The sequence below is a fragment of the Hamadaea sp. NPDC051192 genome, assembly GCF_040682475.1.
Classification (GTDB): Bacteria; Actinomycetota; Actinomycetes; order Mycobacteriales; family Micromonosporaceae; genus Hamadaea; species Hamadaea flava.
In genome coordinates this window covers 26,885-41,120 of the sequence record NZ_JBFBAZ010000001.1, presented here as the reverse complement: position 1 = coordinate 41,120, position 14,236 = coordinate 26,885, and the positions used below count along the sequence as shown (strand labels likewise).

19 protein-coding genes are annotated in these 14,236 nt (G+C 68.5%); 3 read left to right on the top strand and 16 right to left on the bottom strand.

Features of this window, described 5'->3' with window-relative positions; translation table 11 throughout:
- The first annotated feature begins 42 nt into the window (after positions 1-42).
- Together AB0M47_RS00230 and AB0M47_RS00225 are read left to right on the top strand one after the other, a co-directional pair.
- Entirely contained in the window at positions 43-1,005 is a 963-nt protein-coding gene (locus tag AB0M47_RS00230; protein WP_363405882.1) for an ATP-binding cassette domain-containing protein, read from the top strand.
- Positions 1,002-1,808 (top strand): ABC transporter permease, encoded by an 807-nt coding sequence (locus AB0M47_RS00225; protein WP_253757381.1) that lies wholly within the window; start codon positions 1,002-1,004, stop codon positions 1,806-1,808. The genes AB0M47_RS00230 and AB0M47_RS00225 overlap by 4 nt, the downstream gene beginning before the upstream one ends.
- Before the next feature lie 14 nt (positions 1,809-1,822).
- Here AB0M47_RS00225 and AB0M47_RS00220 read toward each other — a convergent pair whose 3' ends face one another.
- From AB0M47_RS00220 to AB0M47_RS00175, 10 genes are all read right to left on the bottom strand, one after another.
- Positions 1,823-2,284, bottom strand: a complete 462-nt coding sequence (locus tag AB0M47_RS00220; protein ID WP_253757383.1) for a DUF2550 domain-containing protein — start codon at positions 2,282-2,284, stop codon at positions 1,823-1,825.
- A gap of 19 nt (positions 2,285-2,303) precedes the next feature.
- Positions 2,304-2,588, bottom strand: a complete 285-nt coding sequence (locus tag AB0M47_RS00215) for a F0F1 ATP synthase subunit epsilon (protein ID WP_253757385.1) — start codon at positions 2,586-2,588, stop codon at positions 2,304-2,306.
- A 64-nt stretch (positions 2,589-2,652) separates the two neighbouring features.
- Positions 2,653-4,080: a F0F1 ATP synthase subunit beta gene (gene atpD, locus AB0M47_RS00210; RefSeq protein WP_363405877.1), complete on the bottom strand. Its 1,428-nt coding sequence runs from the start codon at positions 4,078-4,080 to the stop codon at positions 2,653-2,655.
- Positions 4,080-5,012 (bottom strand): F0F1 ATP synthase subunit gamma, encoded by a 933-nt coding sequence (locus tag AB0M47_RS00205; RefSeq protein ID WP_253757389.1) that lies wholly within the window; start codon positions 5,010-5,012, stop codon positions 4,080-4,082. Before AB0M47_RS00205 ends, atpD begins: the two co-directional genes overlap by 1 nt.
- Positions 5,013-5,016: 4 nt before the next feature.
- Positions 5,017-6,654: a F0F1 ATP synthase subunit alpha gene (gene atpA, locus AB0M47_RS00200; RefSeq protein WP_253757391.1), complete on the bottom strand. Its 1,638-nt coding sequence runs from the start codon at positions 6,652-6,654 to the stop codon at positions 5,017-5,019.
- Between the two features lie 102 nt (positions 6,655-6,756).
- Entirely contained in the window at positions 6,757-7,569 is an 813-nt protein-coding gene (locus AB0M47_RS00195) for a F0F1 ATP synthase subunit delta (RefSeq protein ID WP_363405872.1), read from the bottom strand.
- Positions 7,569-8,093, bottom strand: coding sequence for a F0F1 ATP synthase subunit B (locus AB0M47_RS00190; protein ID WP_253757395.1), 525 nt, complete (start codon positions 8,091-8,093; stop codon positions 7,569-7,571). The genes AB0M47_RS00195 and AB0M47_RS00190 overlap by 1 nt, the downstream gene beginning before the upstream one ends.
- Before the next feature lie 32 nt (positions 8,094-8,125).
- Positions 8,126-8,356 (bottom strand): ATP synthase F0 subunit C, encoded by a 231-nt coding sequence (gene atpE, locus AB0M47_RS00185; RefSeq protein WP_290868799.1) that lies wholly within the window; start codon positions 8,354-8,356, stop codon positions 8,126-8,128.
- Positions 8,357-8,428: 72 nt separating this feature from the next.
- The gene (atpB, locus tag AB0M47_RS00180; RefSeq protein WP_253757399.1) at positions 8,429-9,211 is read right to left on the bottom strand and encodes a F0F1 ATP synthase subunit A; all 783 of its coding nucleotides are present in this window, start codon (positions 9,209-9,211) and stop codon (positions 8,429-8,431) included.
- Between the two features lie 16 nt (positions 9,212-9,227).
- Positions 9,228-9,452: an AtpZ/AtpI family protein gene (locus AB0M47_RS00175; protein ID WP_253757401.1), complete on the bottom strand. Its 225-nt coding sequence runs from the start codon at positions 9,450-9,452 to the stop codon at positions 9,228-9,230.
- A 198-nt stretch (positions 9,453-9,650) separates the two neighbouring features.
- Here AB0M47_RS00175 and AB0M47_RS00170 point away from each other — a divergent pair, with 198 nt between their 5' ends.
- Positions 9,651-10,079, top strand: a complete 429-nt coding sequence (locus AB0M47_RS00170; protein WP_363405866.1) for a hypothetical protein — start codon at positions 9,651-9,653, stop codon at positions 10,077-10,079.
- 18 nt (positions 10,080-10,097) lie between these two features.
- Here AB0M47_RS00170 and AB0M47_RS00165 read toward each other — a convergent pair whose 3' ends face one another.
- The 6 genes from AB0M47_RS00165 to rpmE form a co-directional block, all read right to left on the bottom strand.
- Positions 10,098-10,487 carry a hypothetical protein gene (locus AB0M47_RS00165; RefSeq protein ID WP_253757405.1) on the bottom strand — a complete coding sequence of 130 codons (390 nt, stop codon included), beginning with the start codon at positions 10,485-10,487 and terminating at the stop codon, positions 10,098-10,100.
- Positions 10,488-10,496: 9 nt separating this feature from the next.
- On the bottom strand, positions 10,497-11,087 hold the full coding sequence (locus tag AB0M47_RS00160) for a phosphotyrosine protein phosphatase (protein ID WP_253763675.1): 591 nt from the start codon (positions 11,085-11,087) through the stop codon (positions 10,497-10,499).
- 14 nt (positions 11,088-11,101) lie between these two features.
- Positions 11,102-11,758 (bottom strand): L-threonylcarbamoyladenylate synthase, encoded by a 657-nt coding sequence (locus AB0M47_RS00155; RefSeq protein WP_253757407.1) that lies wholly within the window; start codon positions 11,756-11,758, stop codon positions 11,102-11,104.
- 57 nt (positions 11,759-11,815) lie between these two features.
- Complete coding sequence (prmC, locus tag AB0M47_RS00150) at positions 11,816-12,658, bottom strand: peptide chain release factor N(5)-glutamine methyltransferase (RefSeq protein ID WP_363405862.1); 843 nt, start codon at positions 12,656-12,658, stop codon at positions 11,816-11,818.
- A gap of 10 nt (positions 12,659-12,668) precedes the next feature.
- On the bottom strand, positions 12,669-13,757 hold the full coding sequence (prfA, locus tag AB0M47_RS00145; protein ID WP_253757411.1) for a peptide chain release factor 1: 1,089 nt from the start codon (positions 13,755-13,757) through the stop codon (positions 12,669-12,671).
- A 95-nt stretch (positions 13,758-13,852) separates the two neighbouring features.
- On the bottom strand, positions 13,853-14,074 hold the full coding sequence (rpmE, locus tag AB0M47_RS00140) for a 50S ribosomal protein L31 (RefSeq protein ID WP_253757413.1): 222 nt from the start codon (positions 14,072-14,074) through the stop codon (positions 13,853-13,855).
- Positions 14,075-14,236 lie beyond the last annotated feature (162 nt).

Genomic DNA, 14,236 nt, shown 5'->3' with positions numbered 1-14,236 from the left:
CGATCCGGCCCGACGGACCATGATCGTCGCTAGGTTGAGGTGATGGCGGATGCGATCCTCGCCGAAGGCCTCGTCAAGCAGTATGGCAGCGTGACGGCCCTCAACGGGCTGGACTTGCGTGTACCCGAGGGAACCGTCCTCGGACTGCTCGGGCCGAACGGCGCCGGAAAGACCACGTCGGTGCGGATCATCACCACGTTGCTGCGGCCTGACCAGGGCCGCTGCCTCGTGAACGGCATCGACGTGTTCGAGCGTCCGCACGAGGTCCGCAAGATCATCGGAGTCAGCGGCCAGTACGCCGCGGTCGACGAGTATCTGACCGGCCGCGAGAACCTGGAGATGATCGGCCGGCTCTACCACCTGGGCAAACGGACCGCCCGGTCCCGGGCCGAGGCGCTGCTGGAGCGGTTCAACCTGACCGACGCCGCCAACCGGCCGGTCAAGACCTACTCCGGCGGGATGCGCCGCCGCCTGGACCTGGCCGGGGCGCTGGTGATCTCGCCGCCGATCATCGTCCTCGACGAGCCGACGACCGGCCTCGATCCCCGGGGGCGGATGGGCATGTGGGACGTCATCAGCGAACGCGTCCGGGCGGGCTCGACCCTGCTGCTGACCACGCAGTACCTCGAAGAGGCCGACCAGCTCGCCGACGACATCGTGGTGATCGACCGCGGGCAGGCCATCGCCCATGGCACGCCGGACGACCTGAAGAAGGAGGTCGGCGGGGAACGCCTCCAGGTGACCGTCGGGAACCGGGCCGAGACCCAGATCGCCAAGGACATCCTCAGCCAGGTCTGCTCCGGCCCCGCGACCGTCGTCGACCACCAGGTCACGGCGCCGATCACCAAGGGCTCGTGGACCCTGATCGAGGCCGTACGCCGCCTCGACGCGGCCGGCATCGAGCCGGTCGACATCGGCATCACCCGGGCCAGCCTCGACGACGTCTTCCTGAAGCTGACCGGCACCACAGCCGAAGCCGAAGCGGAGGAGGCGGAGCAGCGATGAGCGCCGTGGGCGGAGCGCTGGCCGACGGCTGGGTCGTCGCCAAGCGGAACCTGATCAAGATCAAGCGCATCCCCGACCTGCTGATCTTCTCGACCATCCAGCCGATCATGTTCGTGCTGCTGTTCGCGTACGTGTTCGGCGGGTCGATCATCATCCCCGGGGTCTCCTACCGGGAGTACCTCATGCCCGGCATCTTCGTGCAGACCGTGGCGTTCGGGGCCGGCATCACCGCCATCGGCCTCGCCGACGACCTGCAGAAGGGCATCGTCGACCGATTCCGCTCGCTACCCATGTCGAGGGCGGCGGTGCTGGTCGGCCGGACGACCTCCGACCTGATCAACAACATCTTCGTCGTGGTGGTCATGTCGGTCACCGGCCTGCTCGTCGGCTGGCGCATCCACACCGGCCTGCTCGACGGGATCTACGGCTACCTGCTGTTGTTCGCCTTCGGGTACGCCATGAGCTGGATCAGCGCCGTCATCGGCCTGTCGGTGAAGTCGGTCGAGGTGGCCCAGAGCGCCGGGTTCATCTGGATGTTCCCGCTGACGTTCCTGTCCAACGCCTTCGTCTCCACGGCGACCCTGCCGGGCTGGCTGCAGCCGATCGCGGAATGGAACCCGATCTCGTCGATGGTGCTGTCCCTACGCAAGCTGTGGGGCAACCTGTCGAGCGATCCCGCGTACAACGGAAGCGGGTTCCCGGCCGAACACGCGATCCCCCTCGCGATCGGCTGGATCGCGCTCATCCTGATCATCTTCGTGCCGCTGGCGATCTCGCGCTATCGCAAGGCCGCCTCCCGCTGAGGAGCGACGGCTGCTCAGGTGAGGTGCGACGGGCCGGGCGGGGCCGACTCGTACCAGGAGAGGAACCCGGTCACGACGGTCGGCGACATGGCGATCTCGACCAGCTTGTCGTCCGGGGGCGGATCCGGCTGCACCGTACGCGTCGGCCGCAGCAGCCGCACCACGACCCACTCGGCTGGCACGAGGACCTGCTCGGCCGTGCTCGGCGTACGCCGTCCCACCATCGACAGATCCCGCCGGTGCAGTATCCGGCGCGGCCGCGGCGAGAAGCTGAACATGCGGTACCAGCGAAGTTCGTCGCCCGCATAACGAGCGAAGCCCGGCGCCCAGCCCCGCCCCTCGACCATCATGCCTAATCGCATGTAGATCTCGACGGTGCCGCCACGCCGGGCGAACCACTCACGACGCAGGAACAGCGTCGCCAGCAGTGCGAAAACAACTATCAGGCCGACTGCGATCGCCTTGAGGATCCCCATCGGCCGCTGCGCTCGGTTCTCAGTGCCGGTCTGCGGCCGAGGCCGGAGAGCATTCCTCGGCGAGGACTGTGACGCCTTCGCCGGTCACGGAGATGAACCCGCCCGTGACGTTCCAGACCTGCGTGTCGCCGCCCGCCAGCTTGAGGCGTACCTGGCCGGGCTCGGCGAGCTGGCCGAGCATCGGGGCGTGACCGGGCAGCACACCCAGCTCGCCCTCGGTCGTGCGAGCGGTCACCAGCTCGGCGGTGCCGGTGAAGATGCGCTCCTCGACGGCGACCAGCTCGACGCGGAGTTCCTTCGCCACGTCCCCACCTTTCCTGACTGACTAGAGGCGCGGGCGACGTCACCGTCGCCCGCGCCCTGAAGAACTACTTCGTGAGCTCGCGGTAGTTGCGCTCGAGGTCGTCGAGGCCACCGCACATGAAGAAGGCCTGCTCCGGGACGTGGTCGTAGTCGCCCTGAGCGATCTTCTTGAACGCCTCGACGGTCTCCTTGACCGGCACGTCCGAGCCGTCCACACCGGTGAACTGCTTGGCCGCGTGGGTGTTCTGCGAGAGGAACCGCTCGATCCGCCGCGCGCGGCCGACCGTGACCTTGTCCTCTTCGGAGAGCTCGTCCATACCGAGGATGGCGATGATGTCCTGCAGGTCGTTGTACTTCTGCAGGATCCGCTTCACCTCGGAGGCGACCGCGTAGTGCTCGGCGCCGACGTACTCCGGGGCCAGGATTCGCGACGACGAGGCCAGCGGGTCCACGGCGGGGTAGATGCCCTTGTCGGACACCTTCCGCTCGAGGTTGGTCGTGGCGTCGAGGTGCGCGAACGTGGTCGCCGGGGCCGGGTCGGTGTAGTCGTCGGCGGGGACGTAGATCGCCTGCAGCGAGGTGATCGCGCGACCCCGGACCGAGGTGATCCGCTCCTGCAGCTCACCCATCTCGTCGGCCAGGTTGGGCTGGTAACCCACGGCGCTCGGCATCCGGCCCAGCAGGGTGGACACCTCCGAACCGGCCTGGGTGAACCGGAAGATGTTGTCGATGAAGAGCAGCACCTCCTGGTTCGCGACGTCACGGAAGTACTCCGCCATGGTCAGCGCCGAGAGGGCCACCCGCAGACGCGTACCCGGGGGCTCGTCCATCTGGCCGTAGACCAGCGCGGTGTCCTTGAGCACGCCCGCGTCGGTCATCTCGTGGATGAGGTCGTTGCCCTCACGCGTACGCTCACCGACACCCGCGAAGACCGAGGTGCCACCGAAGTTACGCGCGACTCGGATGATCATCTCCTGGATGAGCACCGTCTTGCCGACGCCGGCACCGCCGAACAGACCGATCTTGCCGCCCTTGACGTACGGAGCGAGCAGGTCGATGACCTTGATGCCGGTCTCCAGCATCTCCGTCTTCGGCTCCAGGTCGGCGAAGGCCGGGGGCTTGCGGTGGATCTCCCACCGCTCGCCGACCTCGTACTTCTCCCCGTCCTTGAGGTTCAGGACATCACCGATCACGTTGTAGACGTGACCCTTGGTGATGTCACCGACCGGAACGGAGATGGCCGAACCGGTGTCGGCGACCTCCTGGCCGCGAATCAGGCCGTCGGTGGGCTGCATCGAGATGGCCCGGATGACGTTGTCGCCGAGGTGCTGCGCGACCTCCAGCGTCAGCGTCTTGGCGCCCTCGGCCAAGGTCACCTCGACCTTGAGCGCGTTGTAGATCTCCGGCATGGCGTCGCGCGGGAACTCTACGTCGACGACCGGGCCGATGACCCGGACGACCCGACCGACGCCCGTCTTGGTGTCAGTAGTCATCATTCACTCCCCGCCGCCGCGAGCGCGTTCGCGCCGCCGACGATCTCACTGATTTCCTGGGTAATCGCGGCCTGCCGCGCCGAGTTCATCTCGCGCGTCAGCACCTTGATCATTTCTTCCGCGTTGTCGGTCGCACTCTTCATCGCCCGCCGCCGCGAGGCCGACTCACTGGCCGCCGAGTCCAGCAACGCCGCGTAGATCCGCGTGTTGATGTACTTCGGCAGCAGCGCGTCGAGCAACGCGTCCGCGTCCGGCTCGAACTCGTACGCCGGCAGCAGCACGCCCGCCTCTTCGGCGGTGCGCTCCTCCACCTGCATCGGAGCCAGCTCGGTCGCGGTCGGCGTCTGCGACATCAGCGACTTGAACTGCGTGTAGACCACGTGCAACTCGTCGACTCCGCGTACGCCGTCGGCGCCGTGGTCGTCGTCGGTGTCGTCCGCGCCCGCCACGAACGCCCTGATCAGCGTCTCGCCGACCTCCCGGGCGTTCTCGAAGCGCGGCTGCTCGGAGAAGCCCGACCAGCTCGCCTCGATCTCCCGTCCCCGGAACCGGTAGTACGAGATCGCCTTGCGACCCACCACGTAGAGGAGGACTTCCTTGCCCTCTTCCTTGAGCTTCGCGATGAGCTGCTCGGCGGTCTTGATCGCGTTGGCGTTGTAGCCGCCGCACAGACCCCGGTCACTGGTCACCAGCAGCACCCCCGCCCGGCGCACGACCGGACGCGGGGTGAGCAGCGGGTGATCGATGTTGGCGTTGCTCGCGAGCGCGGTCAGGACATGGGTGATCGCCCGGGCGTACGGCAGCGAAGCGGCGACCCGCTCCTGCGCCTTGGCGATGCGGCTGGTCGCGACCAGCTCCATCGCCTTGGTGATCTTCTTCATCGAGCGGGTCGTGCGGATCCGCCGACGAAGAGTCCGTACCTGTCCAGCCATGGGATTACTTCTTCTTCGGGGTGGGCACGACCCGCGTCACGGTCTCCGCGCCCTCACCCTCGAGAGCCTCGGCCGGGGCGTCGTGCACCACGACCTTGTCATCGGTGGCGAGGAACATGCCCTTGAACTTGACGACCGCGTCGTCCAGGGCGGCGACCACGTCGTCGTCCCAGGTGCCGGCGGCGATGGTGTCCAGCGTCGAGGCGTGCGAGTGCCGCAGGTACTGCAGGAACTCGGACTCGAAGCGGCGGACCTCGCCGACCGGGACGTCGTCGATCTTGCCCTCGGTGCCGGTCCAGATCGACACGGTCTGCTCGGCCGCCGGGTACGGCGAGAAGGCGGGCTGCTTGAGCAGCTCGACCAGTCGCGAACCCTTGTCCAGCTGCGCGCGGGAGGCCTTGTCCAGGTCGGAGGCGAAGGCGGCGAACGCCTCCAGCTCACGGAACTGGGCCAGGTCCAGCCGCAGGCGGCCGGCGACCTTGCGCATCGGCTTCTCCTGCGCGGCGCCACCGACTCGGGAGACCGAGGTACCGACGTTGATCGCCGGCCGGACACCCGAGTTGAACAGGCCTTCCTCGAGGAAGATCTGGCCGTCGGTGATGGAGATGACGTTGGTCGGGATGAACGCCGAGATGTCACCGGCCTTCGTCTCGATGATCGGCAGACCGGTCATCGAGCCGCCGCCCAGCTCGTCGGACAGCTTCGCGCAGCGCTCCAGCAACCGGGAGTGCAGGTAGAAGACGTCACCCGGGTACGCCTCACGGCCCGGCGGGCGACGCAGCAGCAGCGACACGGCGCGGTACGCCTCGGCCTGCTTGCTCAGGTCGTCGAAGATGATCAGGACGTGCTTGCCGGCGTACATCCAGTGCTGGCCGATGGCCGAACCGGCGTAGGGGGCCAGGTACTTGAAGCCGGCCGGGTCGGACGCGGGCGACGCGACGATGGTGGTGTACTCCATCGCGCCGTGCTGCTCGAGCGTGCCCTTGACCGACGCGATGGTGGAGGCCTTCTGGCCGATCGCGACGTAGATGCAGCGAACCTGCTTCTTCGGGTCGCCCGACTCCCAGTTCGCCCGCTGGTTGATGATCGTGTCCAGGGCGATGGTGGTCTTGCCGGTCTTGCGGTCACCGATGATCAGCTGACGCTGACCACGGCCGATGGGGGTCATCGAGTCGATGGCCTTGATGCCGGTCGCGAGCGACTCGTGCACGCTCTTGCGGACCATGACGTTGGGGGCCTGTACCTCGAGTTCGCGGCTGCCCTCGTTCTCGATCTCGCCGAGGCCGTCGATCGGCTCGCCCAGCGGGTTGACGACCCGGCCGAGGAACTTGTCGCCGACCGGGACGGAGAGCACCCGGCCGGTCCGCTTGACGGTCTGGCCTTCCTCGATGCCCTCGAACGGGCCGAGGACGACGACACCGATCTCCCGGACGTCGAGGTTCTGCGCGACACCCAGGGTGCCGTCGGCGAACTCCAGCAGCTCGTTGGCCATGGTCGAGGGCAGGCCCTCCACCTTGGCGATACCGTCACCGGCCTCGGTGACGATACCGACCTCCTCACGGGAGATCTCCGGTGTGTACGAGGAGACGAAGCGCTCCAGCGCTCCCCGGATCTCCTCGGACGAGATGGTCAGCTCGGCCATCCTCAGCTTCCTATCGGTGTCATGGTGCTCGAAAAATCCGTCTGTGTGTCTGTGCCGATCGCAGCAGCTCGGGCTCGCGCCTCCAGCGTGCCTGGTCCGGCGCTACTTGGCCGCCAGCGCGTTGCGCACGTCACTCAGCCGACGCGACACGGTGCCGTCGTAGAGGTCGGAACCGACCAGGACGCGCGCCCCGCCCAGGACCTTCGGGTCGACGGTGACCTTGAGGGCCACCTCCCGACCGTACCGCCGGGCCAGCGCCTCGCCGAGTTTCGCCTCGTCGGCGTCGCTCATCGGCTGGGCGACGGTGACGTACGCGACGCTCCGGTCCCGCTGCTCCGCCGCCAGCTCGACGAGACGGGTCAGCGCACCGGCGAACGACCGTCCACCGAAGCCCTTGACCGCCTCCTTCGCCAGCAGCACGGTCGCCGGCTTGGCCTTGCCGGTCAGCAACTGGTCGACCAGCTCGAACCGGCGCTGCACCGAAGCGGTCGAGTCACCGATCGCAGCCGCCAGCGCGGAGTCGCCGCCGGTGATCTGGCCGAACCGGAACAGTTCGTCCTCGACCTCGGCGAGCTCTCCGGCCCGGTCGGCGCCGACGACGAGCGCCTCGACGCCCAGTCGCTCGGCCCCGTCGAGCAGGTCGACCGGGCTGGACCAACGGCCCGCCACCAGCGAACCGAGCAGGTTCTGCGCGGTCGCCCCGATCTGCCCGCCGACCAGCCCGACGAGCAGCTGCGACCGCTCCTCACCCGTACGCGCCGGGTCGGAGAGCGCCCGCCGCAACCGCGGCTCGGCCCGCAGCAGCCCGGCCACGGCGAGGATCTCCTCCGCCGCCGTAGCCAACGCCGCCGCGTCGGTCAGCTGCTCCAGCTCGGCCCGGGTGGCCGCGTAGGACTCCCGGCTGGCTCCCTGCATCAGCGCGCCCCCGCCAGATCCGAGAGGAACCGGTCGACGGTGCCCTTACGGCGGGCCTCGTCCTCCAGCGACTCACCGACGATCTTGCCGGCCAGGTCGACCGCCAGGGTGCCGATCTCGCCCCGCAGCTCGTTGATGATGGACTGCCGCTCCGCGGCCAGGGCTTCCCGGCCGGTCGCGATGATCCGATCGCGCTCCTGCTGGGCCTGCGCCTGGATGTCGGCACGGATGCCCTCGGCGTCCGCGCGTGCCTCGTCACGGATGCGAGCAGCCTCGGTCCGCGCCTCGGCGAGCTGGGTCTTGTACTGCTCCAGCAGCGCGTTGGCCTCGGCCTGGGCCCGCTCGGCCCGCTCGATGCCGCCCTCGATCGCGTCGACTCGTGCCTTGAAGGTCTTCTCCATCTGCGGGAAGACGTACTTCATCAGCACGAAGCAGAGCACGCCGAAGGCGATGGTGCCGACGACCAGTTCCTGCCAGATCGGCAGAACGGGGCTCGGCGTGTGGTCACCCTCAGCAAGAAACATGATGTACCTCCGGTCTCAGGCCGGGTCCGGCGTCAGGCCGGGTTGGAGAAGACGAAGGCGAGGACCAGGCCGAACAGCGCCAGCGCCTCGGAGAGCGCGAAGCCCATGAAGAGGTACGGACGGGTCAGACCGGCCGACTCAGGCTGGCGCGCCGTCGCCTGGATGTAGGCGGCGAAGACGATACCCACACCGATGCCGGGGCCGATCGCGGCGAGGCCGTAGCCGATCGAGCTGATGTCGCCGGTGATCTCGGCAAGAGCCATTGTTCTTTCCTCCTGATATGCGCGTGACTCTCACGCGGCGCTTGTGGTGCGAACTTAGGTGGATCTAGAAGATCAGTGCTCGTCCGCGAGCGAGGTCTGCACGTAGCTGGCGGTCAGCAGGACGAAGACGTACGCCTGCAGCAGCGCCACACCCGCCTCGAAGAGCGTCATGACGATCGACATGCCCCACGAGATCACGCCTACGGCGGCCAGACCGATGTTGCCGGTGCCCATCAGCACGAACCCGCCGAGCGTGAAGACCAGCAGGATCAGGTGGCCGGCGAAGAGGTTGGCGAAGAGCCGGACGGCCAGCGTGACCGGGCGGATGAGCAGGATCTGCGCGAGTTCGATCGGCAGCAGGATCGGCTGCACCCACCACGGCGCCGGAAGCAGGATGCTGGTCTTGACGTAGTGCCCGAAGCCGTGCTTCTTGATGCCCTGGTACCAGTAGAGGCCGAAGCTGATCAGCGCGAGCACCGCCGGGAAGGCGATGTGCGAGCTCGGCGAAATCTGGAAGCCGGGGATGACGGCGAAGATGTTGATGAAGCAGATGAAGACGAAGAGGGTCGTCAGGTACGGCGCGAAACGCGGCCCTTCGTGCCCGATGACCTCTTTGCTGATCCCGTTACGCACAAAGCTGTAGATCGACTCGCCGAGCCACTGCGCCTTGGTCGGAACGATCTTCGGGTTCCGCTGCGTGACCAGGAAGAAGACGATGATGATCGCGACTGCGATCCAGACCATGATCGAGAACTTGGTGACCCAGTTTCCGACCAGTCCCGGCGGGAAGAATTCTTCGACGCTCGGAGGCCACGGCACGCTGCTGTCTGCCAGTGGCGCAAGCTGAAGGCTCACCCGTCCATCCTTTCGATCACGTGCCCATGTTCTTGACGATCAGGTAGACCGCCCCGGCCATGCCGACCAACATGCCGATCAGGGTGCCGAAGTGCATGGGCACGTCCAGCCATTTGTCGACAAGCCACCCGATGCCGCCCCAAACGCCGATCCCGGCGATCAGGTAACCGACGGCAGTCCAGCCTGCATTAGCACCCGCTTGAGGAGTGGGGCGCTTCTGAGGGGACTGGTCACCGGCCATGACGCGCGAACCTTATCAGTCGTTACGGCGGTGTGTCGGAGCGACCCCCCTGCGCACGGTTCGCAGTGTGAGCGGGGCGGCACGTTCTGTCAGATTCATCGTTGCGCGGCAACCCTCGGACGCTGTCTCATAGACAGCAACCCCTACCCCTCCCAAGGTTGGTGCCCCGAGATGCCGAGGACCACTGTACCTGTTGTCTTGCTGGTGCTTGCCGCGCTGCTCACGGGGTGCGAGCCCACCCATGCCGGCGAGGGACCGAAGCCGGTGGACTGCACCGTCGTCGTGGACGGTCCGGAGAAGGCCGACACCACCCAGCGCATCGAAGGACGCGTACGCTTCCGGTGCGGCAAGCCGGGTGCCGAGAAGCTCACGGTGAAGATCCGGATGGAGCAGAAGTCCGGTAGCAAGTGGAAGGTCGTGACCAGCAAATCCTTCACCGTGAAGGGGAAGCAGACGATCGCGGCCGAGCTGAAGTACCAGAACCGCACGGTCAGCATCGGCTGCAAAGACGGCACATTCCGTACCGTCGTCGACTGGAGCCGGACGTCGCGCGGGAACACCGAGAGCGACAACCTGATCAGCGGCTCGATGTCGAACCCGTGCAAGTCGCTGTTCGGCGACCGCTGACGAGCCGGCTGAAGACGGTCAGACCTCGAGGGTGAACTTGGCCCGCGAGGTCCACCAGATCTGGGTGCCGGTCCACGCGAGCACGGCGACCAGCACCCCCGCGGCCAGCCACAGGGTTCCGGACCAGTCGCGCGAGGCGACCCAGCCGACGAACGCGAAGAGCACTGTGAACTTGATCGCATAGGTGCCCAGCGCCGCGACCAGCAACATGCTGCGCTTGACCTTGTCGACCCACGCGACGACGCCGGTGGAGATCAGGTAGCTGAGCACGACCAGCGCCGTTCCCGCCAGGAAGCCCAGCAGGCCGGACCCCCCGTGCACCACCAGCCCCACGACGGCGCCGAGGACTCCGGCCGCCCCGGTCACGAGGAGGGCCGGGCGCAGGTATCCCGTCGCAGAGCTGGTCACGGGAGAAGGCTACCGGTTGAGCAGGGCGGCTGCGAGCGGGCGTACGGTGGCTTCGATCTCGTCGGCGACCCGGGAGAACGTCTGGTCGCCCCGGCCCCAGGGGTCGTCGAGATCGTCGTCGTGCAGCGGCGCCGCCGTCCCGCGTACGCGGTTGACCGCCGCGACGAGCGCCTCGCCGCGTACCTGGATGTCCTCAGGAGTCTCGCCGACCGGCGGCAGCTCGCCGAGATCCACGCGCCCGATCAGCCGGCCGAACTCGCCCAGCACGAAGGTGCGGCTCTCCGCGTCCGGCCGCAGCGCGGTCACGTACTCCGCCTGGTCGGCCGTCGCGGTCAGGATGAGATCCGCCGCGTCGATGTGGTCCGCCCGCAGTTTCCGGGCCGCGAAGTCGGCCGGGTCCGCCCCGCGCGCCTTCACCTGGCGGGCCGCGGGCGGGTTCATCTCCTCGCCCTCGTGCCAACCGCCGGTGCCCGCGCTGTGCGAGTGCACGACGTCGTCCGAGCCGCCCGCCTCGCGTACCTCGTGGGCGAGCAGCCGTTCCGCCATCGGCGACCGGCAGATGTTGCCCATGCAGACGTGCAGCACGACGAACGGGGGCAGGTGATGGGTGGCCATCACGCCGCCGCCGGCTGGATGTCGGGCACGACCGACCGCAGCTGGTCGAACTCGATCGCGCCCTGGCGCAGCACGACCGGGCGCTCTTGGGTGAGGTCGACGATCGTCGACGGCACCGGAGCCGGGCAAGGCCCGGCCTCCAGGTAGACGCTCACCTTGTAGCCGAGCTGCTCACGCGCCTCGTCGGCGGTGTTCGCGGTCGGCTCGCCGGTCAGGTTGGCCGAGGACACCGCCATCGGCCCGGTCTCCCGCAGGATCTCCAGCGCCACCGGGTGCAGCGGCATCCGGACCGCCACCGTCCCGTTGGTCTCGCCGAGATCCCATTGCAGGCTGGCCGCCTGCTCGACGACGATCGTCAGCGCGCCGGGCCAGAAGGCCTCGACCAGGTCGCGGGCCCGGGACGGCATCCGGGCGACCAGCCCGTCCAGGGTGTTACGGGAGCCGACGAGGACCGGCGGCGGCATGTGCCGGCCGCGCCCCTTGGCGTTCAGCAGCGCCGTCACCGACCACGACTTGAACGCGTCCGCGCCGACGCCGTAGACCGTGTCGGTGGGCAGGACGACGAGGTCGCCGCTCTTCACGGCCGAGACGGCGGCCTCGATCCCCAGGTCGCGCTCGGCGACGTTACGGCAGTCATAGAGCCTCACGAGGTGCAATCCTGCCACTTCGGCCCGGCGGTCCGCCGCACCCTCCCGCCCCCCGGAACGCGCGGGTCATTTCACGCCGGTCGTGAAGCGTGGTCGGCCCGCCAGGTCGGGCAGGCCGCGTACGTCGCGGAAGTGCCGCCCGAGGATCCGCGCGACCTCCTCCGGGTGCGACTCGTCGTGCTCGATTCCCGCCCGGCCGCCGTCGCGGAGCAGGTCCGCGGCCAGCTCGGCCACCGCCGGGATCAGATCCAGGCCGTCGACCCCGGCGAACACGGCCAGCGGCGGATCCGCGCGCACTTCCACGGGTACGCGTTGAGCAGCGGGCACATAGGGCGGGTTGCAGAGGACCAGATCGGCTTGGCCGCGTACCTCGGCGAGGAGGTCGGGATCCCGGACGTCACCCGGCACCACTCGCACCCGCGTGCCGAAAGCGTTGCGGCCCAGCCATTCCAGCGCCTCCGGCGACACCTCGACGGCGTACGCCTCGGCGTCCGGGCGCGCTCGGGCCACCGCCAGCGCCAGGGCGCCGCTGCCGCTGCACAGGTCGACGACGGTCGGCCGTTCCAGGCCGGCGATGTGGTCGATCCCCCACTGGGCGAGCGTCTCCGTCTCCGGCCGGGGGACGAAGACGCCGGGCCCCACCTGAAGATCGAGGTCGAGGAACCAGGCATTGCCCGTGATGTGCTGGAGCGGCTCCCGGGCCGCCCGGCGCTCGACGACGGCCCGATAGCGCTCGGCCTGGACGGTGTCGATCACGTCGAGCAGGTAGAGCCGGCCGCGCTCGCACTCCAGGACATGGGCCAGCAGCAGCTCCGAGTCGGTTCGCGGGCTGCCCACCCCGGCTGCGCCCAACCGGCTGGCCGCCTCCCGAAGAAGCGACCTGACCTGCGCAGATTCACCGGCCTGCACGTCTGTCAGTTTACTGCCGGGACAGCTCGGTCTCACCCGCGAGGCGGGCGGCCCGGTCGGCGGCGGTCAGCGCGTCGAGCACGCCGTCCAGGTCTCCGGCCAGGGCCAGATCGAGGTTGTACGCCGTATAGCCGATCCGATGGTCGGTGATCCGGTTCTGGGGGAAGTTGTAGGTCCGGATGCGCTCCGACCGGTCGACCGTCCGCACCTGCGCCTTGCGGGCGTCGGACGCGGCGGCGGCCGCCTCCTCCTCAGCGGCCTGCGCGAGCTTGGCCCGCAGCATGCGCATCGCCCGGTCCTTGTTCTGCAGCTGCGACCGCTCGTTCTGGCAGGTCACCACGATCCCGGTGGGCAGGTGCGTGATGCGTACGGCGGAGTCGGTGGTGTTGACCGACTGCCCGCCCGCGCCCTGCGACCGGTAGACGTCGATCCGCAGGTCGCTGGGATCGATGACGACCTCGGTCTCCTCGGCCTCCGGCGTCACCAGTACGCCCGCCGCCGAGGTGTGGATGCGGCCCTGCGACTCGGTCACCGGCACCCGCTGGACCCGGTGTACGCCGCCTTCCCACTTCAGCCGCGACCACACGCCGTGACCGCCGTCCGGTACGCCCTTGGTCTTGATCGCGACCGCCACGTCCTTGTATCCGCCGAGGTCGGAGTCCTGCGCGTCGAGGACTTCCGTCACCCAACCGCGCCTTTCGGCGTATCGCAGGAACATCCGGAGCAGGTCCCCCGCGAAAAGCGCGGATTCCTCGCCGCCTTCGCCCGCCTTGATCTCCAGGATCACGTCCTTGGCGTCGTTGGGGTCGCGGGGCATGAGCAGTTCCGCGAGGCGTTCCTCCAGCTCGGGCAGCCGGGCCTCGAGCGCCTCCGCCTCCGCGGCGAAGTCGGCGTCGAGCGCGGCCAGTTCCCTGGCCGCGGCGAGGTCGGCGCGAGCCTGTGCCAGCTCACCCGCGGTCTTGTGGATCGGGGTGAGTTCGGCGAACCGGCGGCCGACCTTGCGGGCGGCGGCCTGGTCGGCGTGGATGGCCGGGTCCGCGAGCGTCTTCTCCAGCTGGTCGTACTCGGCCAGCAGTTCGGTCAGCCGATCGGTGCTCATCCGCGCCGTCCCCTCCTGTCGAAACCCCGGTGTACACACGAAGAGGGCGGCGCGCCGCGTCCTTCATGAACGCGGCGCGCCGCCCTCCGCGGCAGCTACTTGGCGGCCTTGCCGACCTTGGCGTACTTCGCCTGGAACTTGGCCACGCGGCCGGCGGTGTCCAGGACACGCTGCTTGCCGGTGTAGAACGGGTGGCACTCGTTGCACGACTCCGCGTGGATCTGACCGTTCTTCGCGGTGCTGCGGGTCGTGAAGGAGTTGCCGCAGGAGCACGTGACGGTGGTCACGTTGTACTCCGGGTGGATACCAGACTTCATGTCGCCTCAGGTCCTCTCATGGCTGTGCGCTGGGTCGCCGTCAACACTGACCACTGCCTTCAGCGGCCGGCTCGGGCGTGAACCAGCGCCCCGGCGGTTGCCGGGCCGATTGTCCATCTTGCCACGCGTCCCAATTAGGGTGCGCAGCAGGTGACGAGATCC